Source organism: Labrenzia sp. C1B70 (genome assembly GCF_000475395.1).
Lineage (GTDB): Bacteria > Pseudomonadota > Alphaproteobacteria > Rhizobiales > Stappiaceae > Roseibium > Roseibium algicola.
Genome location: NZ_AXCE01000004.1, coordinates 25,020 through 50,968, shown reverse-complemented (window position 1 = coordinate 50,968; position 25,949 = coordinate 25,020). Strand labels below are relative to the sequence as shown.

Annotated in this window: 27 protein-coding genes; 15 read left to right on the top strand and 12 right to left on the bottom strand. The window is 60.9% G+C overall.

The window, feature by feature from the left end:
- Positions 1–84 precede the first annotated feature (84 nt).
- Entirely contained in the window at positions 85–552 is a 468-nt protein-coding gene (locus tag Q666_RS38505; protein ID WP_023002331.1) for an Lrp/AsnC family transcriptional regulator, read from the top strand.
- Between the two features lie 4 nt (positions 553–556).
- On the opposite strand, the gene Q666_RS38500 is transcribed toward Q666_RS38505, so the two are convergent.
- On the bottom strand, positions 557–1,096 hold the full coding sequence (locus tag Q666_RS38500; RefSeq protein ID WP_145903837.1) for a hypothetical protein: 540 nt from the start codon (positions 1,094–1,096) through the stop codon (positions 557–559).
- A 151-nt stretch (positions 1,097–1,247) separates the two neighbouring features.
- Here Q666_RS38500 and Q666_RS38495 point away from each other — a divergent pair, with 151 nt between their 5' ends.
- The gene (locus Q666_RS38495) at positions 1,248–1,991 is read left to right on the top strand and encodes a tellurite resistance TerB family protein (RefSeq protein ID WP_023002329.1); all 744 of its coding nucleotides are present in this window, start codon (positions 1,248–1,250) and stop codon (positions 1,989–1,991) included.
- Between the two features lie 159 nt (positions 1,992–2,150).
- On the opposite strand, the gene Q666_RS38490 is transcribed toward Q666_RS38495, so the two are convergent.
- From Q666_RS38490 to Q666_RS38480, 3 genes are read right to left on the bottom strand one after another with little or no spacing between them, the layout of a single operon-like run.
- A complete protein-coding gene (locus Q666_RS38490; RefSeq protein WP_228148085.1) occupies positions 2,151–3,218 on the bottom strand; it encodes a TRAP transporter substrate-binding protein in 1,068 nt (355 codons plus the stop codon).
- Positions 3,219–3,247: 29 nt separating this feature from the next.
- Complete coding sequence (locus tag Q666_RS38485; protein WP_023002327.1) at positions 3,248–3,571, bottom strand: 2Fe-2S iron-sulfur cluster-binding protein; 324 nt, start codon at positions 3,569–3,571, stop codon at positions 3,248–3,250.
- A gap of 50 nt (positions 3,572–3,621) precedes the next feature.
- Positions 3,622–4,797 carry a cytochrome P450 gene (locus tag Q666_RS38480; protein ID WP_023002326.1) on the bottom strand — a complete coding sequence of 392 codons (1,176 nt, stop codon included), beginning with the start codon at positions 4,795–4,797 and terminating at the stop codon, positions 3,622–3,624.
- A 149-nt stretch (positions 4,798–4,946) separates the two neighbouring features.
- Between Q666_RS38480 and Q666_RS38475 the strand changes: the two genes are divergently transcribed.
- On the top strand, positions 4,947–5,885 hold the full coding sequence (locus Q666_RS38475) for a LysR family transcriptional regulator (protein ID WP_023002325.1): 939 nt from the start codon (positions 4,947–4,949) through the stop codon (positions 5,883–5,885).
- A gap of 21 nt (positions 5,886–5,906) precedes the next feature.
- Here Q666_RS38475 and Q666_RS38470 read toward each other — a convergent pair whose 3' ends face one another.
- Complete coding sequence (locus tag Q666_RS38470) at positions 5,907–7,010, bottom strand: citrate synthase/methylcitrate synthase (protein ID WP_031269921.1); 1,104 nt, start codon at positions 7,008–7,010, stop codon at positions 5,907–5,909.
- A 76-nt stretch (positions 7,011–7,086) separates the two neighbouring features.
- Between Q666_RS38470 and Q666_RS38465 the strand changes: the two genes are divergently transcribed.
- On the top strand, positions 7,087–8,256 hold the full coding sequence (locus tag Q666_RS38465) for a citrate/2-methylcitrate synthase (protein ID WP_023002323.1): 1,170 nt from the start codon (positions 7,087–7,089) through the stop codon (positions 8,254–8,256).
- Positions 8,257–8,455: 199 nt separating this feature from the next.
- Positions 8,456–9,550: a ribosome small subunit-dependent GTPase A gene (gene rsgA / locus Q666_RS38460; RefSeq protein WP_023002322.1), complete on the top strand. Its 1,095-nt coding sequence runs from the start codon at positions 8,456–8,458 to the stop codon at positions 9,548–9,550.
- Positions 9,551–9,657: 107 nt separating this feature from the next.
- Here the strand turns inward: rsgA and Q666_RS38455 are convergent, their stop codons facing one another.
- Genes Q666_RS38455 through Q666_RS66350 form a run of 3 tightly spaced genes read right to left on the bottom strand, consistent with a single transcriptional unit; the run spans position 9,658 to position 11,201 of the window.
- Complete coding sequence (locus tag Q666_RS38455; protein ID WP_023002321.1) at positions 9,658–10,122, bottom strand: GNAT family N-acetyltransferase; 465 nt, start codon at positions 10,120–10,122, stop codon at positions 9,658–9,660.
- A gap of 6 nt (positions 10,123–10,128) precedes the next feature.
- The gene (locus Q666_RS38450) at positions 10,129–10,974 is read right to left on the bottom strand and encodes an isocitrate lyase/phosphoenolpyruvate mutase family protein (RefSeq protein ID WP_023002320.1); all 846 of its coding nucleotides are present in this window, start codon (positions 10,972–10,974) and stop codon (positions 10,129–10,131) included.
- Between the two features lie 47 nt (positions 10,975–11,021).
- Positions 11,022–11,201 (bottom strand): hypothetical protein, encoded by a 180-nt coding sequence (locus tag Q666_RS66350; RefSeq protein WP_187306622.1) that lies wholly within the window; start codon positions 11,199–11,201, stop codon positions 11,022–11,024.
- Here Q666_RS66350 and Q666_RS38445 point away from each other — a divergent pair.
- Positions 11,200–11,847: a pyridoxamine 5'-phosphate oxidase family protein gene (locus tag Q666_RS38445; protein WP_035907901.1), complete on the top strand. Its 648-nt coding sequence runs from the start codon at positions 11,200–11,202 to the stop codon at positions 11,845–11,847. The genes Q666_RS66350 and Q666_RS38445 overlap by 2 nt on opposite strands.
- Here Q666_RS38445 and Q666_RS38440 read toward each other — a convergent pair whose 3' ends face one another.
- Both Q666_RS38440 and Q666_RS38435 read right to left on the bottom strand, forming a co-directional pair.
- Positions 11,848–12,315: a DUF1203 domain-containing protein gene (locus tag Q666_RS38440; RefSeq protein WP_023002318.1), complete on the bottom strand. Its 468-nt coding sequence runs from the start codon at positions 12,313–12,315 to the stop codon at positions 11,848–11,850.
- A gap of 100 nt (positions 12,316–12,415) precedes the next feature.
- A complete protein-coding gene (locus Q666_RS38435) occupies positions 12,416–12,838 on the bottom strand; it encodes a GNAT family N-acetyltransferase (RefSeq protein WP_023002317.1) in 423 nt (140 codons plus the stop codon).
- A 236-nt stretch (positions 12,839–13,074) separates the two neighbouring features.
- Between Q666_RS38435 and modB the strand changes: the two genes are divergently transcribed.
- From modB to Q666_RS38390, 9 genes are all read left to right on the top strand, one after another.
- Positions 13,075–13,782: a molybdate ABC transporter permease subunit gene (gene modB / locus Q666_RS38430; RefSeq protein WP_023002316.1), complete on the top strand. Its 708-nt coding sequence runs from the start codon at positions 13,075–13,077 to the stop codon at positions 13,780–13,782.
- Positions 13,775–14,896: a molybdenum ABC transporter ATP-binding protein gene (gene modC, locus Q666_RS38425; protein ID WP_023002315.1), complete on the top strand. Its 1,122-nt coding sequence runs from the start codon at positions 13,775–13,777 to the stop codon at positions 14,894–14,896. The genes modB and modC overlap by 8 nt, the downstream gene beginning before the upstream one ends.
- 43 nt (positions 14,897–14,939) lie before the next feature.
- A complete protein-coding gene (locus Q666_RS38420; RefSeq protein ID WP_023002314.1) occupies positions 14,940–16,736 on the top strand; it encodes an ATP-binding protein in 1,797 nt (598 codons plus the stop codon).
- Positions 16,737–16,752: 16 nt separating this feature from the next.
- The gene (locus Q666_RS38415) at positions 16,753–18,087 is read left to right on the top strand and encodes a sigma-54 dependent transcriptional regulator (protein WP_023002313.1); all 1,335 of its coding nucleotides are present in this window, start codon (positions 16,753–16,755) and stop codon (positions 18,085–18,087) included.
- A 147-nt stretch (positions 18,088–18,234) separates the two neighbouring features.
- A complete protein-coding gene (locus Q666_RS38410; protein WP_031269919.1) occupies positions 18,235–18,666 on the top strand; it encodes a carboxymuconolactone decarboxylase family protein in 432 nt (143 codons plus the stop codon).
- 1 nt (position 18,667) lies between these two features.
- Positions 18,668–19,582, top strand: coding sequence for an RNA polymerase sigma factor SigJ (sigJ, locus tag Q666_RS38405; RefSeq protein ID WP_023002311.1), 915 nt, complete (start codon positions 18,668–18,670; stop codon positions 19,580–19,582).
- Positions 19,583–19,855: 273 nt separating this feature from the next.
- Positions 19,856–20,863 (top strand): DctP family TRAP transporter solute-binding subunit, encoded by a 1,008-nt coding sequence (locus Q666_RS38400; protein ID WP_023002310.1) that lies wholly within the window; start codon positions 19,856–19,858, stop codon positions 20,861–20,863.
- A 125-nt stretch (positions 20,864–20,988) separates the two neighbouring features.
- Complete coding sequence (locus Q666_RS38395) at positions 20,989–21,609, top strand: TRAP transporter small permease (protein WP_023002309.1); 621 nt, start codon at positions 20,989–20,991, stop codon at positions 21,607–21,609.
- Positions 21,610–21,619: 10 nt separating this feature from the next.
- Positions 21,620–23,224: a TRAP transporter large permease gene (locus Q666_RS38390; RefSeq protein ID WP_023002308.1), complete on the top strand. Its 1,605-nt coding sequence runs from the start codon at positions 21,620–21,622 to the stop codon at positions 23,222–23,224.
- A gap of 306 nt (positions 23,225–23,530) precedes the next feature.
- On the opposite strand, the gene Q666_RS38385 is transcribed toward Q666_RS38390, so the two are convergent.
- Positions 23,531–23,812 (bottom strand): SCP2 sterol-binding domain-containing protein, encoded by a 282-nt coding sequence (locus tag Q666_RS38385; RefSeq protein ID WP_023002307.1) that lies wholly within the window; start codon positions 23,810–23,812, stop codon positions 23,531–23,533.
- Between the two features lie 283 nt (positions 23,813–24,095).
- A complete protein-coding gene (locus Q666_RS38380; protein WP_023002305.1) occupies positions 24,096–25,895 on the bottom strand; it encodes an IlvD/Edd family dehydratase in 1,800 nt (599 codons plus the stop codon).
- Positions 25,896–25,949 lie beyond the last annotated feature (54 nt).

The following is a 25,949-nucleotide window of genomic DNA, read 5'->3' as shown; positions in this document are numbered from 1 at the left end:
GTGAAGGGCGCGCAGTGTGTGTGCAATCCACGTGTTTTCGCGTAAGATGATGCACGAAACATGCAGGATATTTCGGAGTGACGCATGACGATTGCGCTGGATGGCTTTGATGTGAAGTTGCTTGCCGCCTTGCAGAACAATGCCGCCCTCACCAATGCCGAGTTGGGTGACGTGATCGGCCTGTCCGCAAGCCAGGTTTCCAGGCGGCGGCAGAAACTGGAAGAAGCGGGTATCATCCGCCGGTACCGGGCGGCACTGGATCCGGAAGCCCTGGGACTGATGGTGACGGCCTATGTCGGCGTGACACTTGGCGCGCATTCCAGGGAAAACGCCCGCAAGTTTCGCAACATGGTGACCGCCATGCCGGAAGTGCAGGAGGCCCACACGCTGACCGGCGATGTCGATTACATGCTGAAGATCGTGGTGCCGGACCTGAAGGCGCTCAGCCACATCATCAACGACGAGCTACTGCCTCAGGAGGCGGTCCATCATGTGCGCTCGTCCATTGCCATGGAAACACTGAAGGACGACAATCTGCTGCCGCTGAAATGACCGCTCAAAGCCCCAGCCAGCCCATGAGATCGGTCCAGAAATCCTTGCGCAGGCCTTTGAGATCCGGTGCCGGGTTGCCGTACGGGTCCGCCAGGCAGACATCGGAAAACCCGGTCTTGCCCGAGAGAAGACATCGCTCCGGTTCACAGGTGATCGTGTCGGAGAGATAGATCCGTTTTCCCGCAAAGGTCTTGAATGCGAGTTCCGGTTTGTCCTGCCTTGTTCCCGAGGTGAACACATAGGTCGGAAACTCGCTGCCGCGCGGCTGGCCACGGTCCTGGATCGCATGGATGTACAGCAGGCTTCCGGGCGCGTCTTCACGCGAGCAGCCCTTGATGTTGAAGGCATAAAGATTACCGGTCGTGCTTTCGCCTGCATCGGCAAGCGTGCGCGAATAGGCGCTCAGCAGATCCTCCTGCCAGATCTTGCGGTAGGTATCGGCCTCGTCGTTCAGCGACAGGGCATGCGCACTCCCGCTCCCCAAGGTCCCGGCGATGAGGCAGCATCGTAGGGAAAGACTGCGGACTGAGGCGAGGAAGTTCAAGATTGTTCTCGTTGTTGCCTGGAAGACAAGCATTGTGGATTGGAGAAGTGTGACCGAGTGTAACGCAAACTTGCGTCCCTTGCAGAAAATCCCATTTGATAGTGCAACCGTGATTTAAGCCGCTTCACGCGGCAATTTTAAGGAGCCGAATATGTTCGACGCAAAATCCTTGCTGGATCAGTTTCTGGGGACCCAGGGCGGTGGTCAATCCGGCCAGCGCGGGACTGCCCGCAAGGGTGGATCCGGTGATCTCCTGTCCCAGGGCAAGGATTTTCTGTCGTCCCAGGGTGGCGGTCTGGCACTCGGCAGCCTGGCCGGTCTCATGCTTGGCAGCAAGAGCGGACGCAAGCTCGGCAAGAAGGCAGTCACCTACGGCGGCCTCGCACTGGTTGCCGGCCTTGCCTACAAGGCATACCAGGGCCACAAGGCCAATCAGCAGAATGCACCGCGTCCACAGTATCCGGCCGATGATCCGATCCCGCTGGAAGCACCGCGCGGCACCGCCTTCGATCCGTGTGAGCATCCGGGCGGCGAACATCAGGCCGCAATCGCTTTGTTGACGGCAATGATCTCCGCCGCAAAGGCCGACGGTCATATTGATCGCGACGAACAGGACCGGATTTTCGACAAGATCGACGAGGCCGGACTGGACAGCGAGGCGAAGGCGTTCCTGATGGACGAATTGCGCTCGCCGCTTGATCTGGACAAGGTCGTGGCCAGTGCAACCTGTGAGGAGACTGCGGCCGAAATATACGCCGCGTCGCGTCTTGCCATCGATCCGGATCATCCGGCGGAAAAGGCCTACCTGCAGATGCTCGCTGCCCGGCTTGGTCTGGAGGACGGCCTCGTTCAGGAGATCGAATACGCCGTTCGCGAAGCGCAGATGGCGGGATGACCATCAGTAAAGCGTAAATAAAATCGGGCGTCCCGTGACCACAGATCACGGGACGCCCTGAATAACCGGCACATGCCGCGCGGCCGTCGAAAAGGCAAGCCGCGAAGCGAGCCTAAAGGCACGCAGCCCTGTGGGGGAGCTGCACACCACCACTGCCGGCTATTTCCCGGTGTTCTCCTCGATCAGCTCGATGGCGCGCTTGTAAAGCCCTGTGCCGTCCATGCCTTTTTCGTCCATTTCGGCCACCCATTTTTCAATCGTCGGTGCCGAGGCTTCCTTCCAGCGGGCAACTTCTTCCGGTGGAAGGACAATCATAGTCGCCCCCTTCTCGATCGCTTCGTCGCGAGGTTTGGCATCGTCCCGCTGCATCTGGCCACCTGCGAATCCGGACAGTTCAAGACCGGAGTTCTTGTCGATGATCGCCTTCAGGTCGTCGGGCAGTCCGTCATAGGCTGCCCGGTTCATGCCCAGCACGAAGGTTGCCGTGTAAAGAGCATCGTCACCGAAGTCCGTGTGGTTGCTGACGAGTTCGTTGATCTTGAGCGCGCCGGTCACCTCCCACGGCACCACGGTGGCATCGATAACGCCCTTGGACAGGGCTTCCGGAACCGCCGGCACAGGCATGCCGACAGGTGTTGCCCCGAGTGAACTGAACATGTCGTTGGTCACCCGCGTCGGGGCCCGCAGCTTTACGCCGTTCAGGTCGTCGAGCGAGTCGATCGGGTCCTTGGAGTGGATCAGCCCGGGTCCATGCACCCAGAGCCCCAGAACCTTCATGTCCTTGAAGTCCTGGTCCAGCATGGTTTCTTCCGCCAGTTGCCAGAAGGCACGCGACACGGCCTCGGCATTGGTCATGACGAAGGGCAGTTCGAAGACTTCCGTCCTTGGAAAGCGGCCGGGCGTATAGCCAGGCAAGGTCCAGACGATGTCGGCGATGCCGTCGATGGCCTGGTCGACCAGTTCCGGCGGCTTGCCGCCAAGCTGCATGGCGGGGAAATGCTGGAACTCGATCCGCCCGCCCGATTCTTCCTCGATCCTGGCCATCCACGGTTCAAGGATGTTCTTCGGCACACTGGCTTGCGCCGGCAGCATCTGGTGCAGCCGCAGCGTGACCTCCGCTGCCACGGCCTGGCCCGCCGTAAGGCTTAGCGAAAGCGCGGCTACGGCAACCGCTCCCGCGGTGAACGCACCTGCGGCCACCGATCTCATCATCCGGTACTTCGACATGGTTTCCTCCCTTGTTCGAAATCGTTTCCTCACGCCTGCTCGTCCGGCAGATGCACCACCAGTCCGTCGAGCGCACCGGTCAGCCTGATCTGGCAGGACAGGCGGGATGTTTCGCGCAAGTCTGCGGCTGCGCATTCCAGCATGATTTCCTCGCCGTCCGTGCGCGCGCCGGTCTTGTCGCTCCACGCCTCGTCCACGTAGCAATGGCAGGTGGCGCACATCATGGCCCCGCCGCATTCGGCAAAGATGCCATCGACCCCGTGGCTGACAGCCGTTTCCATGACGCTCGCCCCTTCGCTCGCTTTTATGGTCTTCCGGCTGCCGTTCGGCTGGACGAAGGTGATCTGCACCATGCGGTTTTCCTTTCAGCCGGCTCTAACCCGGCCCGGTTGGTTTCTTTTTGTCAGTTCAGTTTGACGGGCAGGTTCAAGGGGCCACGAAAACCGAAACCGCTCCAGACAACGTCTTCGGGCTTGTCCAGCGTCATGCCGGGGAACCGTTCGAACAGCATCGGCAGCATGATTTCCCCGACAGTCCGCCGTGAGATATGGGCGCCGGCACAATGGTGCGGGCCGCTGCCGAAGGCCTGATGGGGCGCTTTCTTTCGAAAGACGTTGAAGGTTTCGCCGTCTTCGTAGAGATCCTCGTCGCGATTCGCCGAGGCCTGGATGGTCATCAGCGTCACGCCTTCGGGAATGTCGATGCCGTCGATTTCCAGGTCCCGCGTCGCCCGGCGAGACGACGCCTGGATCGGCGCGACCCAGCGGACACCTTCCTCGAATGCATCCGCCCAGGCGTCCTGCCGCTTCACTTCCTCAAGCTGGTCCGGATTGGTCAGCAGGCCATAGATGATGGTTGCCAGCGCATCGCGCGGCTCGTTGATGCCGCCACCGATGGCAATCTTGATGTTGGCGTAGATCTGGCTTCTGGGGATCGGGTCGCGGGCATTCAGCATGACGGAGAACGCGGAGTTGTTGGGCTCTGCCAGATGCCGGGCAATCAGGCTGTCGAACACGGCATCCATTTCGGCATTGGCCGCATCGGACCGGGCAAACGGTTCGTCCGCGAAGCCGAAATTGCCGGCGCCGTCGATCAGCACCTGCGACCAGCGCTGCATGTCGGCGTCGCCGACTTCGTCGAGACCCAGGATGTGAGCCAGGATCCGTGCCGCCACCGGTCCGCACAGGTCGGTGAAAAGGTCAACCGTTTCGCCTCGTGGCAGCCGGTCGAGATACTCCGCGGCAATCTTGCGGTAGAGATCGGCCCAGTCTGTCTTGATGACCTTGGGCGAGAATGCCGGCTGCATGGCCATGCGCTCGCGCCGGTGTTCCTCTCCGTCCTTGCGCATCAGCGTGTGGGCCAGAAAGGCGCGCCGCATCGGTGTGACAGGATCGTCCGAACTGTAAAGTTCGGGGTCGTCCTTCACCATCTTGGTGTGTTTCGCCTTGGTCAGAAAGATACGGTTTGCCGCCGGAACCTGAACGATCGGCGTTTCGGCCCGCATCCGCTTGTAGATCGGATAGGGGTCGCGCGTCAGGTCCGCAAGCGTCAGCGTTTCGTCGACAGGTGCGACCGCCATCTGCCTTCTCCTCCCAAATCCGGCACTGACGGCAGGTTAAGCGGGCAGAATAAAATCAGGCAATACGATTGACTTTATAGTTGTCATCGAATTTTTTGATTTTACAAATTGTGGCAAGTGTTCTTGCCGGATCCGGGGGGAAATTGCCGATGCCGGGCGATCCGTTGGAGGTCGATTTTCGGGCGCTGCAGGTCTTGGTCTGGGTGCACCAGCTCCGTTCGTTCACGCGTGCGGCGGAAGAACTCGGCGTCAATCAGTCAGCGGTCAGCTACACGATCAACAAGCTGCGGGACGTGTTTCAGGATCCGCTGTTCGTCCGCCAGGCTCGTCGGCTCCAGCCGACACAACGCTGCGAAGATATCGTCCATCAGGCCAAACGGTTGACGGCCGAGTTCCGGCAACTGGTCGCTCCGCCGGATTTTGATCCGAAGACGGCGGCTCAGACCTTCACCATCGCCTGCAACTTCTATGAACGCGTGCTGATCATTCCGGAAATCGTTCATTTTCTGAAGCGCGAAGCGCCCAACCTGGACCTGGAGATCATCGATGCGTCGGGGATCGGTCACGAGCGCCTGCTGCGCAATGAGGCGGATCTCCTGCTTGGTCCGTTCGAACGGTCGGACCCGCATTTCTACAGGCGCGACCTCTATCAGGATCGCTACGTCTGCCTGCTCGATCCGGAGCATCCGAAAGCCGGAGCGGCACTGAGCCTGGACGATTATCTGGATCTCGACCACGTGCTCGTCACCTACGGCGGTCAGTGGCGGTCACGCTACATCATCGAGCTTGAGCGCATGAACAAGGACTTGAAAGTCGCCCTGCGCGTGCCGAGCCCGGCCGGGCTGGAGCGTCTGGTCGCGGGATCGAACCTCGTCGCCACGGTGCCGGAACGGTTGTCCAGATCAGTTGCGGATGGACTTCATGTGGTTCCCTGCCCGGTGGAGACGTCGGTGACGATCAGCCTTGTGTGGACCACGCTCAACCACCGCGCACCGCTGCATATGTGGGTGCGCGACATGGTCTACCGGCTGAACACACGCGCCCGGAAGGCGGATGATCCGTCTTCCGGGCTGGGTATCTCGCGGTAACAGGCTTTCAGCCGGTCTCCGTCACGCGGGGTTCGGCCCGACATAATGCGACGATGGCCGGATCAACTTGCCGGTTTCCTGCTGTTCCAGGACATGGGCGCACCAGCCCGGTGTCCGGCCGACGGCAAACAGCGGCGTGAACAGGGTCCGGTCGATGCCGATCGCGTCCAGCAGGACGGCGGTATAGAACTCCACGTTGGTTTCCAGCGGCCGGTCGGGCTTGGCAGTTTTCAGTGCGGCAAGCGCTGCCTGTTCGATCTCCTCCGCCAGACGCACTTTCGGGTTCTCAGGCCCAAGCAGGCGCAGCCCTGCCTTCAGGACGTCCGCGCGCGGATCCCTTGTCCTGTAGATCCGGTGACCGAAACCCATCAGCCGCTCCTTGCGTGCCAAGGCTTCGCCGATCCAGGCAGCTGCGTTTTCCGGACTGCCGATAGCATCGATCATGTCCAGCACAGGGCCCGGCGCGCCGCCATGCAGCGGCCCGCTGAGGGCGCCCATCGCACCGAGAACGGCCTGTTTCAGGTTCGCCTGGGTCGAGCCAATCACGCGCGCCGTGAAGGTGGAAGCGTTCAGCCCGTGATCCAGGATTGTCACCAGATAGCGGTTGAGCGCGGCGGCATGGTCGGCAGGTGGCAGCTCGCCGGTCAGCATGCGCAGAAGATCGGTTGCGGTCTCCAGGGTGCTGTCCGGTGCGATCGGCGTCTGTCCCCTGGCAATCCGGTGAGACGCAGCCAGAAAGACGGGCAATGCGCCGCTGATCGCGATCGCGTCGGGCAGGCCGGTGGACATCGGCAAGGCAGCCAGGCCCAGCTGCATGCGTTCATAAACGCCGAGGCTGGAAGGGGCAGCTTCAAGAACCGGCATGACGGCAAAGGCGGCCCTCCGGGCTTCACCGAAAGCCTCACGCAGGGACGAGGCCTCAGGCATCTGGAAATCCTGCCACAGATGCCGGACGGCTTCCTCGAAGCTCAGCTTGCCGGCCAGATCTTCGATATGGCGGCCATAGAGGATGAGGACACCCTTTTGGCCGTCGACATGGCTGAGCATGGTGGTGGCGGCAACAACGCCCTCCAAACCGGCTATCGGGTCCGGCGTCATCCGGGCGGGGTTCGGCGCTTCGGTCATGGCTATCTCCTTTTCTTTCCCGGTCAGATAGAAAGAGAAGATTGCATTGATCAATGTTGATAATTAAAATCAATGTATGAGTAAGCCGATCTACCTGTCCGCCCGTGAAGCCGCTGCCGAACTTGGTGTTCAGCCCGCGACTCTCTACGCCTACGTCAGCCGGGGGCTGATCAATTCCGTTGCCGGCCCAGGCAAGCAGCGCCGCTACGACGCGGTGGATGTGCGCCGCATGAAAGGCCGCAAGGCTGCCGACGACTACTCCGGTGCCCGGCCCTTGACCGGCGACCCGGTGCTGGAAACCGAACTGACGCTGATTTCGGAAGCCGGTCCGGTCTATCGTGGCCGGCCGGCGGTCGATCTGGCGCAAACCTCCACGCTTGAAACCGTTGCGACCCTACTCTGGGCGTCGCAGGAAGACCCGTTTGCCGAAAGCGCTCCATTGCCCCCGCCCGACCTGCCGGAGGGACTTGCGCCTCTGGACCGGCTGATGGTCGCCCTTGCCGCCTGGCCGCTGCAGGACAAGGCCGCCTACACGCAGGCACCCAAGCTTCTGCAGGTGAAAGGCGCTGCCCTGCTGCGCTACGCGGTTGCAGCTCTCCTCAACGCAGATCCGGTCGACGTGCCGATCCACACGCAGATTGCCAATGCTTTCGGCGTGTCGTCTTCGGCGAAGAACGTGATCCGGGCGGCGCTGATCCTGTGTGCCGACCACGAGCTCAACACCAGTGCCTTCGCGACGCGCTGCGCTGCCTCCACCCGGGCGCCCCTTCACGCGGCGCTCATTTCCGGTCTGGGGGCCTTTGCCGGTCCGCGCCACGGTGCTGCATCCGACAGGACAACGGCATGGCTGTCCGATGTCGGGCCGGACACCGACATAGAAACCCTGCTTTCGGACCGGTTGAGCCGGGGCGAGCCCCTGCCCGGCTTCGGTCACACAATCTACCGCGGTCCGGATCCGCGCGCCGCTTGCCTGCTCGACGTGCTTTACCGCAGCGAGCCCGCGCATCCCTTCGTTCAGCGTCTGCCGGGTTTGATTACGGTTGCGCGTGACCTGTTTGGCGAAGCGCCGAACATCGATCTTGCCCTGGCGGCCACACAAAAGACCTATGACCTGCCGAAGGACGCCGGCAAGATCATCTTCTGCGCTGCCCGCATGACCGGATGGATCGCTCATGCACTGGAGCAATATGCGGCGCCGGAACAGATCCGGCCTCGGGCCGCCTATGTCGGCGAGCGACCGGAATAAGCCTGGTCACATCTGCGGGATGCTTGTATCGGGGCGTCTTTGCGACTACTTGTAACGGGCACCTTCGAGGTGCGTCCCATGGAGATTGGATGTCAGAGATTGCGTGAGCAGGCTCTCTGAAGATCAGAGAGCCTTGAATACATGAACCGGTGCCTTGGCGGGCGCCTGATGACGTGTGTTTAATTCACGAGACAATCCAATGGTACGGAACTATTCCGACTTTTTTCCCGCACGCCCCGGAAACGATGGGCCGGACAAAAACACTTCACGGCTTCTTTCACTTGGCTGGCGGCCCTATTTTGCACAACAGATCAGCTCCGACGAGCTGACGGCAACACCGCCCGTCCGTGTTGTCGAGGTCCATCGAAACGCGTTTCACGTGGTCGGCGAAGGGCTTGACGAAGTGATCCTGCCTGTCAGGAACGCCACGGTAGGCGACTGGTTGCTGCTGGACCGCGCTCATCCGCCATCAAGCCGGGTGCTGGAGCGGCAGAGCCTGCTCAAGCGCCGTGCACCCGGAACCGATCGACAGATCCAGCTGATCGCAGCCAACATCGACACGGTGTTCGTGGTGTCTTCCTGCAATCAGGACTTCAATATTGCCCGGCTGGAGCGGTACATCGCGCTTGCGTTCGAAGCCGGTATCGATCCGGTGATCGTCCTGACCAAGTCGGATCTGGCGAGCGATCCGGAAAACTATGTCGATCAGGCTCGGACGATTTCGAACTCGGTTCCGGTCGTGACGCTGGACGCGCGCGGCGATGAGCCGGGTTTGAAACTCGCGGCCTGGTGCAAGCCGGGCAAAACAGTTGCCTTCCTTGGCTCTTCGGGCGTCGGCAAGTCGACGCTAACCAACGCGCTTTCAGGCACCGAGGACATAGCCACTCAGGCTATTCGCGAAGACGATGCCAAGGGCCGTCACACGACGACCCACCGGCAACTTCACGTGGTTCCAGGCAGCTGTCTGGTGCTGGATACACCGGGCATGCGTGAACTGCAGCTGACGGATGTGGCAGCCGGTATCGATGATCTGTTCTCGGATCTGAACGAACTGGCATCCCGTTGCCGTTTCAATGACTGCCGGCACGAGACGGAGCCCGGTTGCGCCGTTCAGGCCGCGCTGGCGGACGGCACCCTGGAACCTGGCCGGCTGAACAGGTGGCGAAAGCTGAAGGCGGAAGAAGCCTTCAACTCTGCAAGTCTGGCGGAGCGCAGATCCAAGGACCGGGCATTCGGCAAGATGGTCCGAAGCGTCATGAAGCAGAAGAAGCAGAAAACCTGGGGTCCGGAGTAGCGGGTCTGGAAGGCCAAGGCTTACGTAGTTGCTGACATCCGGAGCCGGGCTGTGCCCGGCCCCGGATCAATGCTTTCCAGCGCACCCGGAGTTGGCAAGCAGCTTGGTCACAGTGTCAGCCGCATGTGGACGATCCGCTTGTCGCCGCGCTGTTCCTCATGGGTTTCCGCGAAGCCCGCACGCTGGTACCAGGCCCGGTTTTCGGTCATGAGCACGTTGGTATAGAGCCGGATTTCGCTCAGCCCGATGTCCGCTGCCCGCCGCCGCGCCCAGTCGAGCAGCTGCCTGCCACGGCCCTTGCCCTGCTCTTCCGGATCAACGGCAATGCTTTCGATCAGGAGATGGTCCGGATGCCGGATCAGAACGAGGCTGGCGGCAAGAGAGGTGCCGGAGCGGAGCACCCAGACGTCGTCCTGCCGTATATGCGCGGCATAATCGGCGGTCATTGGCACGGGCACGGCGTTGATGACCGGGATATAATGCGCATAGGCCCGCCGGGCGAGTTCGGTCATTGCGACTGCATCACCCGGGTTTGCCTGGTCAAGGCCTTCGGAAACTTGTTGGGCGTCCATTACGGATCAGGGCCTTGTTTTCATGAAGGATTCGAAATCGGGAATTCCTTCCGGCATGGTTTCGGTCCTGTCGAAACAGCCGAACGTGCCACCGTCTTTCATGTCTTCGGCAGCAGCAATGAAGGCGCGGTAGGCAAGCCGTGCCAGACCTGCCCCGATGGAGACACGCGTAACGCCCATGTCGCCCAGTTCCTTGCGGGTCAGGTGGAAGTTCTTGCGCCCGGCCAGGACGTTCATCGGCGCTTTCACGGCGGCCAGAACGGCGGCAATCTGTTCCTTGTCCTTCAGCTCCGGTGCATAGACGCAATCGGCACCCGCCTCTGCAAAGGCGTTAAGGCGCTTGATCGTCTCGTCAAGTTCATGCTGCGTCTGGACGGGCCCTTCACTGCGGGCAGTGAGAACGAAATCCGGGGCCAGCCGGTTCTTGGCATCCACCGCCGCCTTGATCCGCTCCACCGCCAGCTCCAGATCGTAGTAGGGACGTTTCGGATCGGTCGTGTAATCCTCGATTGAGCAGCCGGCGAGGCCGACCTCGATCGCCCCCTTGACCGTTGCCACCACATCGTCCGGGCTGTCGCCGAACCCGTTCTCCAGGTCACCGTTCACCGGCACGCTGGTCGCGGCAATGATGTCGGCGGCATGTCCGAGCGCATCGTCGCGTGAGATCAGCCCTTCGGCATCCTTCACGCCTTGCGTCCAGGCATATCCGGCGCTGGACGTGGCCATCGCGTCAAACCGCAACCCGTCCAGGATGCGGGCTGTGCCGATATCGAAGGGGTTCGGCATCAGGAAAGCACGCCCTTTTTCGTGAAGAGCTTTGAAGGCGGCACGGCGTTTGGCTGCGGTTGGCATGGCCGGATCTCCCTTGAGGTGTATTTCGCAAAGATTACCGTTAAAGTTTAAATCGGCAATGCGATCCCTTTATGATGGGTGCGATGTTGCTCAGGTAAGATCCAGTTTAGCCATAATCGGGGCGCCAGTTTGGAAAAACCGTGATTCCAGCGAAACGCCTTGTCTTTGCGTTCGCGGCGCCGTTTGATGGTGAAAGCGCCAGCAGGCAGATCCAGGGAGGTTGCCATGCCGGAAGATCCCACGACACTTGCAGATTTCAACGACCCGATAACAACGGTTGACCAGCTCGAAGCCCATGCCGGAACCGCGCCCGAAAAGGTGAGGGTAAAGGAGATCAAGGCACTGGACGACCTGTGCAGGCAGTTCATTGCACGATCCCCCTTCTGCCTGATCGCGACGGTTGATCCGGAGGGTGTGATCGATGTGAGTCCCAAGGGGGACCCGGCCGGTTTTGTCACCGTCTTGAGCGACACAGTGCTGGCGATCCCCGACCGCCCCGGAAACCGCCGCCTCGACAGCTACCACAATCTGCTGAAGGACCCGCGCGTCGGACTTATTTTCCTGATCCCGGGCAAGGGCGAGACCTTGAGGGTGTCGGGCAGAGCCCGCATCGTCGGGGATGCCTGGTTGCTGGAGCGGATGCAGGTGGAGGGCAAACAGCCGTCGATGGCGCTGGCAGTGGAGATCACCCGGGCATTCATGCATTGCCCGAAGGCCATGGTCCGCTCGAAGATCTGGCAACCGGAAAGCTGGCGCAACGCTGATGATCTGGGCGACATCGGCGATGCGATGATCCGGCATGGCAAGCTGAAACAGACCCCGGAGGCGCTTTTGGAAGAAGCCACCTCCGAAGGCTTGCTCAGGCTTTATTGATCAGGTCCATGCGGTGCGTGAAACCCTTGCCGCGTAGCAGCCGCGGCGAGCAAAATGCAGGTGAATATAGTCGACTTGCGGATTGTCGAAGAACGTCCGGATGACACCTTCCAGCTCACGGCCTTCAACGACTTCCGCGTCGATCATCTCGTGGGCCCGGTTGAAGGCTCGTGCAGACAGCAGGCGCTTTGCCACGACTTCCGGGATCGTGTCCGGGGCCGGATGGTTTTCCTTCGCGCCATCGGCGACAAAGATCGCATGCCGGGAGCGGTAGGGCGTTTCGCCTGGTTGATGTTCGAAATTGAGCAGGTAAACCCGGGTTCCCGGGGCTGCATCGGCAAGTGACACACGACAGGGAAACGCGCCGTCCGAAATGTGCACCTGAATGCCCTTCTGCGCGAGTTCCGTGTCACTCAGGCTGCTCAAATGTGCAAACTCGGTGGCGGGAAGAGGCTCGATCTGAAACATGGTGTTGTCTCCTCAATGGTTGTGAGAAGACCCTAGGCGGCTCAAAACGCCCAAACGACCCGATTTGCGAGCGGGAAAATATTTTCCCGCTGCCGGTCTTTCAGGCCGGGTTTTTGACACCTGCCCGGCGTGCCATACCCAGGGAAACCGGCGCGGTTTCTTCAAAGCCGAATTGGGCATAAAGCGCATTGGCCGGAACATCGGCGATCAGGCTGACATAGGTCGAGGGCGGGAATGCGCTTTCGATATGGGCAGTCAGGGCTGCCATGATGCGCTTGCCAAGGCCCTGCCCCTGGTAGGCGGGCAAAACCGCGATATCCGTCACCTGGACAAAACAGCCGCCGTCACCGATGAGACGCCCCATGCCGATCGCTTCATCACCGTCATATAGCATCACGCAAAACAGGCTGTTCTTCAGCCCGATTTCCGCCGCGTCCCTGCCGTAGCCGCTCAGCCCGGAATCGACCCGCAGGCGCAAATAGGTATCGATGTCGGGGACCTGGGTCTTCAGCGAGATTGTCATGCAGTGTCCTGGAATCGGCTGCAACAAGGAGGGAACGCGAGCCTAGCCGATCGCACCGGCGCTGGCCATCGGAATAGACATGCTCTAGCCGGACAGGGGCTTTTGACCCCAGGCACGCTGCTTTGCATCGAAGGCTCAAGACAAACGACATCTTGCGTTCCTGCGGTGTTCTAACCGATAACGGCAGGTGGCTGACAAAATTCGGCCACGTACCGGAACGAGAAGACTGAGCAGACGTGGATTTTTTCAATCTCCAGCCCGGGGAATGGCAGGCCCTTCTCTTGACCCTCAAGGTCGCGTCTGCCGCCCTCGCTGTCGCGCTGCCGCTTGCCGTTCTGATGGCCTTCGTACTTGCCCGCTACCGGTTCGCCGGCCATGGCGCCGTCAATGCTCTTGTGCATCTGCCGCTCGTCTTGCCACCAGTGGTCACGGGCTACGTGCTGCTGCTGACCTTTGGCCGCAAGGGGCCGGTCGGATCGTTTCTGGACAGTGTCTTCGGTGTCACCTTCGCCTTCAATTGGACCGGTGCAGCGCTTGCTGCCGGTGTGATGGCTTTTCCGTTGATGGTCAGGCCGATCCGTATTTCCTTCGAAGCCGTGGACCCGAAACTGGAAGAAGCGGCCAAGTCTCTCGGTGCCCATCGCCTGACCGTCTTTCTGACGGTCACCCTGCCTCTTGCCCTGCCGGGAATTCTCGGTGGCGCGATCCTGGGTTTTGCAAAGGCCATGGGCGAATTCGGTGCGACCATAACCTTCGTCTCCAACATTCCGGGGGAGACAAGAACCCTGTCTCTGGCGCTCTATACCGCTACCCAGACCCCGGGTGGAGAACTGGCTGCCTTCCGCCTGACACTGATTGCGGCCTTTGTCGCCTTCGCGGCGCTGATCGCCTCGGAAGCACTGGCGCGCCGATTGCGCGCGCGCATGGGGGGCGGTCATGCTTGATGTCGACATCACCGGCCGTGTCGGTCAGCTCGATCTTGAAGCCCGGTTCAACAGCCGTGGCGGGGTGACATCGCTTTTCGGCCAGTCGGGGGCCGGCAAGACAACGCTCACCAACATGATCGCCGGGCTGATCAAGCCGCTCAGCGGACATATCACCGTCAACGGCACGACCCTTTTCGACGCGAACAAGAATATCAACCTCTCGGTTCAGGCACGCAGGATCGGTCACGTCTTTCAGGACGCCCGGCTGTTTCCGCATCTCAGCGTTGCCTCGAACCTCACCTATGCGCGCTGGGCGGGCCGCAGGCCTGGAACCCGGGACATGGCCGAAGTGGTCGATCTGTTGGGGTTGGGCGGCCTCCTGGAGCGAAAGCCCGGAACTCTTTCTGGCGGCGAGAGGCAACGGGTGGCCATCGGGCGGGCGCTTTTGTCGGACCCGCGGCTCCTGATCATGGACGAGCCGCTGGCCAATCTCGATCAGGCGCGGCGAAACGACATTCTTCCCTATCTGGACCGTCTGTGCGTGGAAGCGGGAATCCCGATCCTCTATGTCAGCCATTCCATCGAGGAAGTGGCGCGCCTGTCCAACACGCTCGTGATCCTGTCGGATGGACGCACGCCCGCCTTCGGACCAGTGGCCGACATGCTCGCGAGGACCGATCTGGGCCGGGCAACCGGCCGTCACGAGGCCAGTGCGCTGCTGGAAGGTACCGTCACCAGATGTGACCCGGACTGGGGCCTGACCGATGTCGATATCGGCGGAGCCACACTGCAGATACCGGATATGGCAGCCGTGCCGGGCGATGCGGTGCGCCTGCGCATCCGGGCCAGGGACGTTGCCCTGGCAGTCAAACCGCCGGAGGGCCTGTCCATCCGCAATGCCTTCGCGGCGACAATCCGCAGTATTTCAAGTGAAAGCGGTCCCTATGCGGAAATCCTTTGCTCCGTCAGCGGACAGGTGCTGCGTGCCCGCATCACCCGCGCGTCCGTTGCCGACCTTGATCTCCACACAGGCAAGGACGTCACGGTTCTGATCAAGAGCGTTGCCATTGACCGGCGCCAGCGCGCACCGGCCCTGTCGGACACGGCTACCGGGGAGGATTTCGCTGGATAAGGCTCCCGCTTCACGCGGCGCGCGGCTTGTTTATACTGACGCGATGTTGCGCAAGACCAAGCGCCGGACCTGGCGCAGGCTGAAGATCGGTATCGGAGCGGCGGCGATCCTGTCGACGGTCGCATTGATGTGGCTGACCGGGCTTGCCAGCTTGCGGATCACGCTTGCGGAGGTGGAAACCGGTGCGCGGGCCAATCTTGCGGTTCAGACCGCCGTTCTCGAAAGACTTCTCGACAAGTTCCGCCTGCTGTCGCCGCTGTTGGCACGTGGTCCGGATATCGGTCAGTTGCTGATGAGCACGGGCAGATCTGGAGACCCTGGCATCGCCGCGATCGCTGCCGGTATGTCGGGCGCGGAAGAGATCTGGCTGATGGACAGGCAAGGCAATGTCGTGGTCTCCAGCCAGGATGGTGTGCCGACGGGCTCCTTCGGCGGGGCGGAACGCATCGGACATGCCTTCGAACAGGCCCTTCAGGGCCAGCTCGGCCGGCAGCTCATCCCCGGTACGCCAGAGGCCGCATCGAACTATGTCTTCGCCTCGCCCTTGCGTCGTGGCAGCTCCATCGTCGGCGTGATTGCCGTCCGGGTCAGTCTGGAAGACGTCGAGCAAGCCTGGGCACTCAGCAAGGAACCGCTGGTCGCGCTGGATGGCAGTGGCCGGATTGTGGTCACCAATGTTCCCGCATGGCGCGGCAAGCGGATGGACGAGCTTTCTGTCGGCCGGGATATCGCCGACATGTCGGTGGCGGAACGCATCGAGGTCCTGCTGCCGGCAACGCCGTCTCCCTACTATTACCTGCAATTGACCGAGAACTTGGCCGTTCTCGGTTGGCAGGTCAGAACGCTTGTGACGATCGAGGATGCCCGCCAGCGATCCGGCTGGGCCATGCTGGTCGCGCTTCTGGTCTGTGTGATCGCCGCCGGAGGTATCGCCATCCTGATTGTCAGGCGGGAAGAATTCGTGCGCCAGGAACGGCGCAACCGGGCGAGCGCACTGCGCCTGGAGCGCCGTGTGCAATCACGGACTGCGGATCTTCGCCGCACCAACGTCCTTCTGGAACAGGAAGTGCGCGAGCGCGAACAGGCTGAAGCCGATTTGCGTTTGGCCCAGGCCGAACTCGTGCAGGCAGCCAAGCTGGCAACGCTCGGCCGGATGTCTGCGGCTCTCAGTCACGAGTACAACCAGCCACTGGCAGCTATCCGTTCCGATGCCGAAGTGGCAGGCATGCTGATCGAGCGGGGGCGTGCGGACGAGGCCCTCGGCAATCTCTCGCGAATCGAAGGCATGGTCAGCCGCATGGCCGAAATCGCCAAGACGCTGAAAGGCTTCACGCGCAAGTCGGGCACCGACATCAAGCCCGTGTCCCTGCGTCAGGTGATCGACGAGGCAACGCTTCTGCTGCAGCCACATATCAAGCAGAGCAAGGTGCGTCTCGATCTGGCGCTGCCGACGGAGGATATCATCGTCAAGGGCGGGCGCATCCGCCTGGAGCAGGTGGTCATCAATCTCCTGTCCAACGCTCTGGATGCCGTCAGTGGCAATGCCGCATCGCTTGCCATGCCCGAAGTGCGCCTGGAACTGAGGCAGGAAGGCAGCGAAGCGGTTCTGACCGTCAGTGACAACGGCACAGGCATTGATGCCGATGTGCTGCCGCAGATCTTCGACCCGTTTTTCACCACCAAGGATGTCGGCGCCGGGCTCGGGCTGGGCTTGTCGATTGCCTACAAGATCGTTCATGACTTTTCCGGATCGCTGAAAGCGGCGAATCGCGACGGTGGCGGTGCGGTGTTCACCATGCGCCTGCCGGTGGCCGATGAGCATGTCCTTGCAGCGGAATGAAATGAGATAGGCGTTAATGGACCAGGCGACCGTCCTACTGATTGACGATGAAGCGGACCTGCGTGGCTCCTTGAGCCAGGGGCTGGAGTTGTCCGGTCAGGCTGTGTTTGCAACCGGTGAACCGGAAGAAGCCCTGGAACGGGTCAACCGCGGGTTCTACGGCGTGCTTGTTACAGATATTCGCATGCCCGGGACGGACGGGTTTCAGGTCATGAAGCGGGCCTTCGAGATCGATCCCGCCCTGCCCGTGGTGCTGATCACCGGCCATGGCGATGTGCCACTGGCGGTCGAGGCCATGCGCGCCGGTGCCTATGATTTCATGGAAAAGCCCTTTTCCGTTTCGCGCCTTGCCTCCGTGGTGGAACGCGCGCTCGACAAGCGCCGGCTGGTGCTGGAAAACCGAAAGCTGCGCGAGGAACTGGCAGACCGAACGGGCCTGGAAAGCCGTCTCGTGGGGCGCACCGCCGCCATGGAACTGCTTCGCCGCAATGTCACGGCCCTGGCGGCAACCGATGCCGATGTGCTGATCCTGGGGGAGACCGGCTCCGGCAAGGAGGTGGTCGCCCGGGCACTGCATGACGAAGGCCCCCGCAAGGAAAAGCCTTTCGTCGCCCTCAATTGCGGGGCGCTTCCCGCCGAAATCATCGAATCTGAACTCTTCGGCCACGAGAAGGGCGCCTTTACCGGTGCCAGCGGACAGCGCATCGGCAAGCTGGAACATGCCCATGGGGGCACCGTGTTTCTGGACGAAATCGAATCCATGCCGCTGGAACTGCAGGTCAAGCTGCTGCGCGTGATCGAGACCCGGACAATCGAACGGCTCGGCTCCAACAAGGCGATCGAACTGGATGTGCGCTTCATCGCGGCCACCAAGGAAGACCTTGAGGCCGCCGGCAAGGAAGGCCGGTTCCGGCTGGACCTGTTCTACCGGCTCAATGTCGTCAACGTTGCCATTCCACCGTTGCGCGACCGGCTGGAGGATATCCCTCTCTTGTTCCGGCATCTGGCGGTGGAAGCCCGGGCACGCTACCGGCGCGAGATCCCGGACATCAACGAGGAATATCTCGCCGAGCTGATGGCGCGGGACTGGCCGGGCAACGTCCGCGAGTTGCGCAATGTCGCCGACCGTTTCGTGCTCGGTGTCGAGCTGGTCAACGCGCCCAGCAGCGGGGCCGGATCCACCTTGTTCGAACAGGTCGCGACATATGAACGGGCGTTGATCGTCGCCGAACTCAAGCGCAACGACGGTGCCATCAAGCCCACTTACGAGAACCTTGGGCTCTCGCGAAAGGCGCTTTACGAGAAGATGCGCAAATACGGTCTCGGCAAGGACGAAGCGCTTTCCGTCTGACAATGACCTGATTTCCTTGCCATCCCGGCTCGCTGGGCGGGTTGGCAAAACGAATGGCCGAAAAAAGTTTCGGGCCGGTGTCACAAATCGCTGCACCTGGTCGTCAACCCTGTGTCACACCCTGAAACCTGAATGGAAGACACGCCAATGACGACCTCTAATGCCATCAATCACTACGAAAATGTCCCCGATATCGTGAAGCGTTTCGTCGCTGCCAGCGGTGAGATCGGCAAGGCAGGGCTGGAGCCGAAACTGCGGCACCTGATCGATCTGCGTGCATCGCAGATCAACCAGTGTGCCTATTGCGTGAAGATGCACACCCAGGAAGCGCTCGACGCGGGCGAGACCCAGGAGCGTTTGCAGCGCCTGACGGTCTGGCGGCACGTTGATGACTACACGCCGGCGGAGAAGGCTGCCTTTGCCTGGACGGAAGCCTTGACCAGTCTTCAGGTCGATACGAACTATGAGGCATTGCGCGGTGAATTGCGCCGCCACTTCGATGACGCCGAGATCAGTGCGATCACCGCCGCGGTCGCGATGATCAATCTGTGGAACCGGGTACAGGTATCGAACCACTGACATGAGTGACGCTCCAGGCATCGATGTTTTCGAGACGGTACGCCCGAAGCTGATGGGGCTGGCCTATCGCATGCTCAGCTCCATGGCGGATGCCGAGGATGCGGTTCAGGACACATACCTGAAGTGGCAATCCACGGACCGTGCTGGCATCCTGAATCCTGAAGCATTCCTCACCACGGTCTGCACCAATTGCTGCCTGGACACTCTCAAGGCCGCTCACAGGAAACGGGTCGACTATGTCGGCCCGTGGATCCCCGAACCGCTTCAGTTCGAAAGTGGCTCGGACCCGGAGACCGACCTGGACAGGGCACAATCCCTGACGACAGCGTTCCTCCTGCTGCTGGAGCGCCTCAGCCCGAAGGAGCGCGCCGCCTACCTGCTGCGCGAGATTTTCGCAAAGCCGTATGACGAAGTTGCCGAAACTCTGGGGGTTACCGAACAGGCCTGCCGCCAGTTGGTGTCCCGCGCAAGCAGACATGTGCAGGGTCCGACCTCCCGTTTTGTTCCTCCAGCCGATCATCAGGACCGGATCCTGTCTGCCTTTCTCACCGCAATTGAAACAGGATCCACGGACCACCTGACGGGCCTTCTCGCCGAAACCGTACAACTCCAGTCCGATGGTGGCGGCAAGGCAACGGCCATGAGCCGGATCCTGGAAGGCGCGGACGAAGTCGCTCGCTACGCGGTTCTTATTCTTGGCCGCCTCTGGGAGCCCTGCCAGATCAAGATACTGGATCTGAATGGAACGCGTGGCCTCGTCATGTTCTACGGCGATGAGATCGTGACAGCCGTGATGTTCGCCTATGACGCCGATGGACGGCTGGAGCGTATCTACAACATGCGCAATCCGGACAAGCTGGCACGCCTGAAGGTCAAGCTTCGACACGACCGGTCTTCAGGCGCTATCTGGCACTGATAATTCGGCGCTTTACGGCTTAAAATATGATGTAGCAGGCCTGAAATGTGTCGGTTTCGACACATCTGGTTTGATGCCATGTGTCTGACTCGACCCATAAACGAAAGTCTCTCCCGACCAGGTTCATTTGAAACTTTTTGTTAACCTGCAGAAATCGGCGCTTTTTGTTGTTCTTCCGGCACTTGGCACGGACTTTGCCAATAGGGTGCCGACCAGCCACCACGCTGTCCGGCCCGAATGGCCGTCATACTGAAATGTCTGGGAGGACATCCGATGAAAAAATTCGCTCTCGCCGCAGCTACCGCGGCGTCTCTGGCCCTGTCTGCGAACGCTTATGCGGCTGACGACTGCAATGACGGTGAAATCGTCATCAAGTTCAGCCACGTGGTTGCCGCAACCGGCCACCCGAAAGGCGACGCTGCCACGCTGCTGGCGGAACGCGTCAACGACGAGATGAACGGCAAGGCCTGCATGCAGGTGTTCCCGAACTCTCAGCTGTTCGACGACGACAAGGTAATGGAAGCCCTTCTGCTCGGCGATGTTCAGCTTGCTGCGCCGTCGCTTTCCAAGTTCGAAGCCTACACGCTGAAGTTCCGCCTGTTCGACCTGCCGTTCCTGTTCCAGGATCTGGACGCCGTCGAGCGCTTCACCACCGGTGAAAACGGCAAGGAACTCCTGAACTCCATGACCGACTACGGTTTCCAGGGCCTCGGCTACTGGAGCTCCGGCCTGAAGCAGTTCTCCGCCAACAAGCCGCTGCTGGTTCCGGACGACGCAAAAGGCCTGAAGTTCCGCGTGCAGACCTCTGACGTGGCTGTTGCCATGATCGAAGCCATGGGCGCCAACGCTCAGAAGCTGGCCTTCAAGGAAGTCTACGGCGCACTGCAGACCGGTGTTGTGGACGGTCAGGAAAACTCCTGGTCCAACATCTACACCCAGAAGTTCTTCGAAGTGCAGGACGGCATCACCGAAACCAACCACCAGCTGCTTGCTTACCTGCTCGTCACTTCCGACGAGTGGCTGGACAGCCTGGATCCGGAAGTTCGTGACCAGTTCCTGACCATCGTGGAAGAAGTCACTGCAACCGCAAACGGTAACGTGGCAGCTGCTGAAGCCCAGAACCGCCAGAACGTTCTGGATGCCGGTTCCACCATTCGTGAACTGACCCCGGAGCAGCGCAAGGCATGGGTTGGCGCCATGAAGCCGGTTTGGGACAAGTTTGAAGGCGATATCGGTAAGGACCTGATCGACTCCGCCGTCGCTTCCAACAACGCCAGCTAAGGCTGACCTGAAACAACTCCTGGAAGGGCCGGATCGTCCGGCCCTTCTGCCAAGGTCTCGCGGCCGCCCGCGCAACCATGCCGGCGGACACGCTGATAACCAAGAGGCCAATTCGGGGGAAACGCATGCAACGCGTCGACAATTGGGTCACGCGCTTCGAGGAAGGTGTACTCGCCTTTCTCCTGGCCGCCATGACCATCGTATCCTTCACCCAGGTGGTGGCGCGATACGGCTTTAATTCCGGCTGGACCGGTGCCCTGGAATTCACACGTATCCTGTTCGCCTGGCTGATCCTGTTCGGCATGAGCTATGGCGTCAAAATCGGCTCGCATCTGGGCGTCGATGCGGTCATCCGCCTGTTTCCCAAGCCGGTGTTCCGGGCTGTTGCCGTATTCGGTGCGCTCTGCGGCGTTGTCTATGCGCTGACGCTGCTCTGGTCGGAATGGCTGCACATCTTCGGTCTCGATACCAGAGGCGGCGCGATCGACTATTGGTCCAAGATGTACAAGATCGGCATCGGTCTCGACGACCTGCGCTATCCCGACGCGATCATTGAAACCTTCGGCACGAAAGAGCGTGTTCAACGCTGGATCGCCTATCTGATCCTGCCCATCGGCCTGTTCCTGTTCATGTTCCGCTGCATCCAGGCGGCCTGGCAGATCATTACCGGCGAGCGCGAGATGATGATCGCCGCGCATGAGGCGGAAGACCTCGTCGCTGAAAACAAAGACGTCTTGAAGGACTGAGGCCGGGGCAATGGAAGCAGCTATTCTCTTCATTCTCGTCCTCGGCTTCTTGTTCCTGGGCGTTCCGATCTCCATTTCGCTCGGCTTGTCCAGCGTTCTGGCGATTGCCATCTTCTCCAACGATTCCATCTCGTCGGTGGCGCTGCAGCTGTTCACGGCGTCGCAGAACTACACACTCCTGGCGATTCCCTTCTTCATTCTGGCGTCGGCCTTCATGTCGACGGGCGGTGTTGCCAAGCGCATCATCCGTTTCTCGATCGCGTCCGTCGGTGCGATCCGGGGCGGTCTGGCGATCGCCGGCGTCTTCGCCTGCATGCTGTTTGCAGCTCTGTCAGGCTCGTCGCCCGCAACCGTGGTCGCGATCGGTACCATCGCCATCGCCGGCATGCGGCAGGCAGGCTACACGAAGGAGTTTGCCGCGGGCGTCATTGCCAATGCCGGTACGCTCGGCATCCTGATCCCGCCTTCCATCGTCATGGTGGTCTATGCGGCTGCAACCAACGTTTCCGTTGGCCGCATGTTCCTTGCCGGTGTGGTTCCAGGGCTGATCGCCGGTCTGATGCTGATGATCGCCATCTATGTCATGGCACGCGTCAAGAACCTGCCGGCCCAGCCGTGGCCGGGCTTCAAGGAAATCTGGCATGCCATGATGGAAGCGGCCGTCGGCCTGTTCCTGATGGTTATCATCCTGGGCGGCATCTACGGCGGTATCTTCACCCCGACCGAAGCTGCGGCAGTGGCGGCCGTTTACGCCTGTCTGGTGGCACTCTTCGTCTATCGCGACATGGGCCCGCTCAGTGGCATTCGCTGGGTGCAGGAACAGGACGGCCCTCTGGGACTGGCCGGTTTCAAGACCATCACCTACGGGTTTGCCGCAATGTTCGCCTGGTCGAGCATCGCCGGCATGGTCACGGACAGACAGGGTTTCTACGGCATCGATAGTGCCATTGTCCTGCTGGCTGCGCTGATTGGCTATCCGCTTCTGCGTGGCCGTGTCAGCCCTGCCGAGCTGCCGTCCATCTATGGTATCGGCGCAAAGATCTGGGGTCGGAATATCGGACTGATCGTCTGGAAGTTTCTTCCGGCCATGTTCCACAAGGACACCAAGAAGGTGATGGTGGATGCGGCGAAGACGACCATCATGCTGATGTTCATCATCGTCAACGCCCTGCTGTTTGCCCACGTGCTGACATCGGAGCGGATTCCGCAGGCAATCACCGACTGGATGGTCGGAGCCGGTTTCAACTGGTTCACCTTCCTGATCGCGGTCAACCTGCTGCTGCTGCTTGGTGGTCAGTTCATGGAACCGTCGGGCCTGCTTCTGATCGTGGCGCCGGTGGTCTTCCCGATCGGCATGGAACTTGGCGTCGATCCGGTTCACCTCGGCATCATCATGGTCGTGAACATGGAAATCGGCATGATCACGCCGCCAATCGGGCTCAATCTGTTCGTCACATCGGGGATAACGGGAATGAGTCTGGTGCAGGTGGTCAAGGCGGCAGCGCCGTTCGTGCTCATCCTGCTCCTGTTCCTCATCCTCGTCACCTACGTCCCGGCCCTGTCCACCTGGCTGCCCTACAGCCTGATGGGACCGGAAATCATCACAAACCGGTAACGACCCGGACCATCCAGAAACTCGAACGGCGGGCCTTGCCCGCCGTTTTTTTGTTTGCCGTGCCCGGGAGGAAGCCTTCACGTCCTTCACCGGGCCTCATCCCCGCCACCTCATCCTGAGGAAGGCCAAAGGCCTGTCTCGAAGGATGGGCGGCACACTCCGAAACAAGCGGCCCATCCTTCGAGACACCCGGCTGTACCGGGCTCCTCAGGATGAAGCTGATGGGAATGGGGGAGTGGTGATCGTGGAACAAAAAAAGCCGGCCCTGTTGGGACCGGCTTGAAAAGGTCTGCTGTAAAGGCTTGCTTAGACGATGCTGCCGAGTTTCATGGCAACGCTCATGTCACCTTCCACCTGCATCTTGCCGCCCATGAAGGCAGCAGTCGGGTTCAAATCACCCGAGAGAAGGTCACCGAGGTCTTCGGCGGACATCTTGATGGTGCAGTCTGCCTCGTCATCTTCGTTGGAAACGCTGGAGCCTTGCAGGAAGATGATACCCGTTTCCCCAAGATCGAACTTGACGGATTCTTCAATGCCGCCATCGGCAACCTTAGCGCGGACACCTTCGGTAAGCTGTTCCAAGGACATGTCGTTTTCTCCCGTTTGAATTGGGCCGGAGCCCGTCTTTGCCCTCTTGAAGCATGACGTTTACGTAATCGTCAAGTAGAAATCTGTGTCGAAAGAGATACGCCGCCGGGAGCGTTTCGCCACACGCTCCGTCATCCCATGGCTTCACCATGGGATCCATGTCGTTTCACCGGCAGTGCGGCCGCCGTGATCATCGCATGGATTGCCGGATCAAGTCCGGTAATGACAGAGAATTTCAACATTTCGCGGTGCCAGAGGCAATCCAACTGACAGGATCGTCAGATCAATGATTGTCCCGTGGCAGCCCCTTGGTATGCGCGACGTCCTGGTATTTAACCGCCGGCTCCAGAACCATGCCCTTGTCGAACTGTCCGATCATGGCGCGCTGGATCTCCTGCCAGGGTGTCTGGCTCTCCGCAATCTTGAAGCCGCCCGCCGCTTCAAGGTCCGTGCGACGTTGTGCAAGCTCCTCATCGGAAATCAGGATGTCGGCAGTGCCTTTCCTCAGATCGATGCGCACACGGTCCCCGCTTTTCAGAAGCGCGAGTCCACCCATGGCGGCAGCTTCCGGTGATGCGTTCAGGATCGACGGCGAACCGGATGTGCCCGACTGACGGCCGTCGCCGATGCAGGGCAGGGATGTAATCCCGCGTTTGATCAGGGCTGCGGGTGGCTGCATGTTGACCACCTCGGCACCGCCCGGATAACCGATCGGGCCGGTGCCCCGGATGAACAGCATGCAGTGCTCATCGATCTCAAGGTCCGGATTGTCGATGTTGTCGTGGTAATCCTCCGGCCCTTCGAACACAACGGCACGGCCCTCGAACGCTTCCGGATCGTCCGGATTGGAGAGATAGCGGTCGCGGAACTCTTCCGAGATGACGCTGGTCTTCATGATGGCGCTGTCGAACAGGTTGCCCTTCAGGTTGATGAAACCGGCCTTGTCTTTCATCGGATTGTTGAAGGGCTTGATGACATCCGGCAGGTCTGTGACGACACCGTCGCAATTGTCGCCGATGCCCTTGCCGTTGACGGTGAGCGCGCCCGGATGCGGCAGCTTGCCGTTTCGCATCAGCTCCGCCACGACAGCAGGCACGCCGCCTGCGTGGAAGTAATCCTCGCCGAGATATTCTCCGGCTGGCTGCAGATTGACCAGCAGCGGCACGTCATGGCCGATCTCCTGCCAGTCGTCGTTGTCCAGCTCCACACCCAGATGGCGGGCAATGCCGTTCAGGTGGATCGGTGCATTGGTCGAACCGCCGATGGCCGAGTTGACGACAATGGCGTTCTCAAATGCTTCGCGGGTCATGATGTCGGAGGGTTTCAGATCCTCGCGTACCATGTCGACAATGCGTTTGCCGGTCTCGTAGGAAATTGCACCGCGCTCACGGTAAGGCGCCGGAATGGCGGCCGCCCCCGGAAGCTGCATGCCAAGGGCTTCGGCCAGCGAGTTCATGGTCGTTGCCGTGCCCATGGTGTTGCAGAAGCCGACGGACGGCGCGGAGGAGGCGACGAGGTCCATGAAGCCCTTGTAGTCGATCTCGCCTGCGGCAAGCATCTGGCGGGCCTTCCAGACGATGGTGCCGGAGCCCGTGCGCTCGCCCTTGTACCAGCCGTTCAGCATCGGACCGACGGACAGCGCGATGGCCGGAATATTCACCGTTGCGGCGGCCATCAGGCAGGCAGGTGTGGTCTTGTCACAGCCGATTGTCAGCACCACGCCGTCGATGGGGTAGCCATACAGCAGTTCGACGAGACCAAGATAGGCCAGGTTCCGGTCCAGTGTTGCGGTCGGGCGCTTGCCGGTCTCCTGGATCGGGTGAACCGGAAATTCGAAGGCAATACCACCGGCATCGCGAATACCTTCGCGCACACGCTTTGCCAGCTCCAGATGGTGGCGGTTGCAGGGTGAAAGGTCAGAGCCGGTCTGGGCGATGCCGATAATCGGTTTGCCCGACTGCAGCTCTTCACGCGTGATGCCGAAATTCAGGTATCGCTCGATATAGAGCGCGGTCATGCCCGGATTGTCGGGATTGTCGAACCAGGCGGCGGACCGCAGTTTCGGTGTTTTGGTGTCGCTCATGTCGCCTCATCCCTCAATGCACTCACAAAGTGTCAAAAGCCGATAAACACCAGC

Coding starts and splice junctions, on each gene's coding strand:
- Q666_RS38505 (WP_023002331.1), top strand. CDS start 85: ATGACGATTGCGCTGGATGGCTTTGATGTGAAGTTGCTTGCCGCCTTG.
- Q666_RS38495 (WP_023002329.1), top strand. CDS start 1,248: ATGTTCGACGCAAAATCCTTGCTGGATCAGTTTCTGGGGACCCAGGGC.
- Q666_RS38490 (WP_228148085.1), bottom strand. CDS start 3,218: ATGTCGAAGTACCGGATGATGAGATCGGTGGCCGCAGGTGCGTTCACC.
- Q666_RS38485 (WP_023002327.1), bottom strand. CDS start 3,571: ATGGTGCAGATCACCTTCGTCCAGCCGAACGGCAGCCGGAAGACCATA.
- Q666_RS38480 (WP_023002326.1), bottom strand. CDS start 4,797: ATGGCGGTCGCACCTGTCGACGAAACGCTGACGCTTGCGGACCTGACG.
- Q666_RS38475 (WP_023002325.1), top strand. CDS start 4,947: ATGCCGGGCGATCCGTTGGAGGTCGATTTTCGGGCGCTGCAGGTCTTG.
- Q666_RS38470 (WP_031269921.1), bottom strand. CDS start 7,010: ATGACCGAAGCGCCGAACCCCGCCCGGATGACGCCGGACCCGATAGCC.
- Q666_RS38465 (WP_023002323.1), top strand. CDS start 7,087: ATGAGTAAGCCGATCTACCTGTCCGCCCGTGAAGCCGCTGCCGAACTT.
- rsgA (WP_023002322.1), top strand. CDS start 8,456: ATGGTACGGAACTATTCCGACTTTTTTCCCGCACGCCCCGGAAACGAT.
- Q666_RS38455 (WP_023002321.1), bottom strand. CDS start 10,122: ATGGACGCCCAACAAGTTTCCGAAGGCCTTGACCAGGCAAACCCGGGT.
- Q666_RS38450 (WP_023002320.1), bottom strand. CDS start 10,974: ATGCCAACCGCAGCCAAACGCCGTGCCGCCTTCAAAGCTCTTCACGAA.
- Q666_RS38445 (WP_035907901.1), top strand. CDS start 11,200: ATGCCGGAAGATCCCACGACACTTGCAGATTTCAACGACCCGATAACA.
- Q666_RS66350 (WP_187306622.1), bottom strand. CDS start 11,201: ATGGCAACCTCCCTGGATCTGCCTGCTGGCGCTTTCACCATCAAACGG.
- Q666_RS38440 (WP_023002318.1), bottom strand. CDS start 12,315: ATGTTTCAGATCGAGCCTCTTCCCGCCACCGAGTTTGCACATTTGAGC.
- Q666_RS38435 (WP_023002317.1), bottom strand. CDS start 12,838: ATGACAATCTCGCTGAAGACCCAGGTCCCCGACATCGATACCTATTTG.
- modC (WP_023002315.1), top strand. CDS start 13,775: ATGCTTGATGTCGACATCACCGGCCGTGTCGGTCAGCTCGATCTTGAA.
- Q666_RS38420 (WP_023002314.1), top strand. CDS start 14,940: ATGTTGCGCAAGACCAAGCGCCGGACCTGGCGCAGGCTGAAGATCGGT.
- Q666_RS38415 (WP_023002313.1), top strand. CDS start 16,753: ATGGACCAGGCGACCGTCCTACTGATTGACGATGAAGCGGACCTGCGT.
- Q666_RS38410 (WP_031269919.1), top strand. CDS start 18,235: ATGACGACCTCTAATGCCATCAATCACTACGAAAATGTCCCCGATATC.
- sigJ (WP_023002311.1), top strand. CDS start 18,668: ATGAGTGACGCTCCAGGCATCGATGTTTTCGAGACGGTACGCCCGAAG.
- Q666_RS38400 (WP_023002310.1), top strand. CDS start 19,856: ATGAAAAAATTCGCTCTCGCCGCAGCTACCGCGGCGTCTCTGGCCCTG.
- Q666_RS38395 (WP_023002309.1), top strand. CDS start 20,989: ATGCAACGCGTCGACAATTGGGTCACGCGCTTCGAGGAAGGTGTACTC.
- Q666_RS38390 (WP_023002308.1), top strand. CDS start 21,620: ATGGAAGCAGCTATTCTCTTCATTCTCGTCCTCGGCTTCTTGTTCCTG.
- Q666_RS38385 (WP_023002307.1), bottom strand. CDS start 23,812: ATGTCCTTGGAACAGCTTACCGAAGGTGTCCGCGCTAAGGTTGCCGAT.
- Q666_RS38380 (WP_023002305.1), bottom strand. CDS start 25,895: ATGAGCGACACCAAAACACCGAAACTGCGGTCCGCCGCCTGGTTCGAC.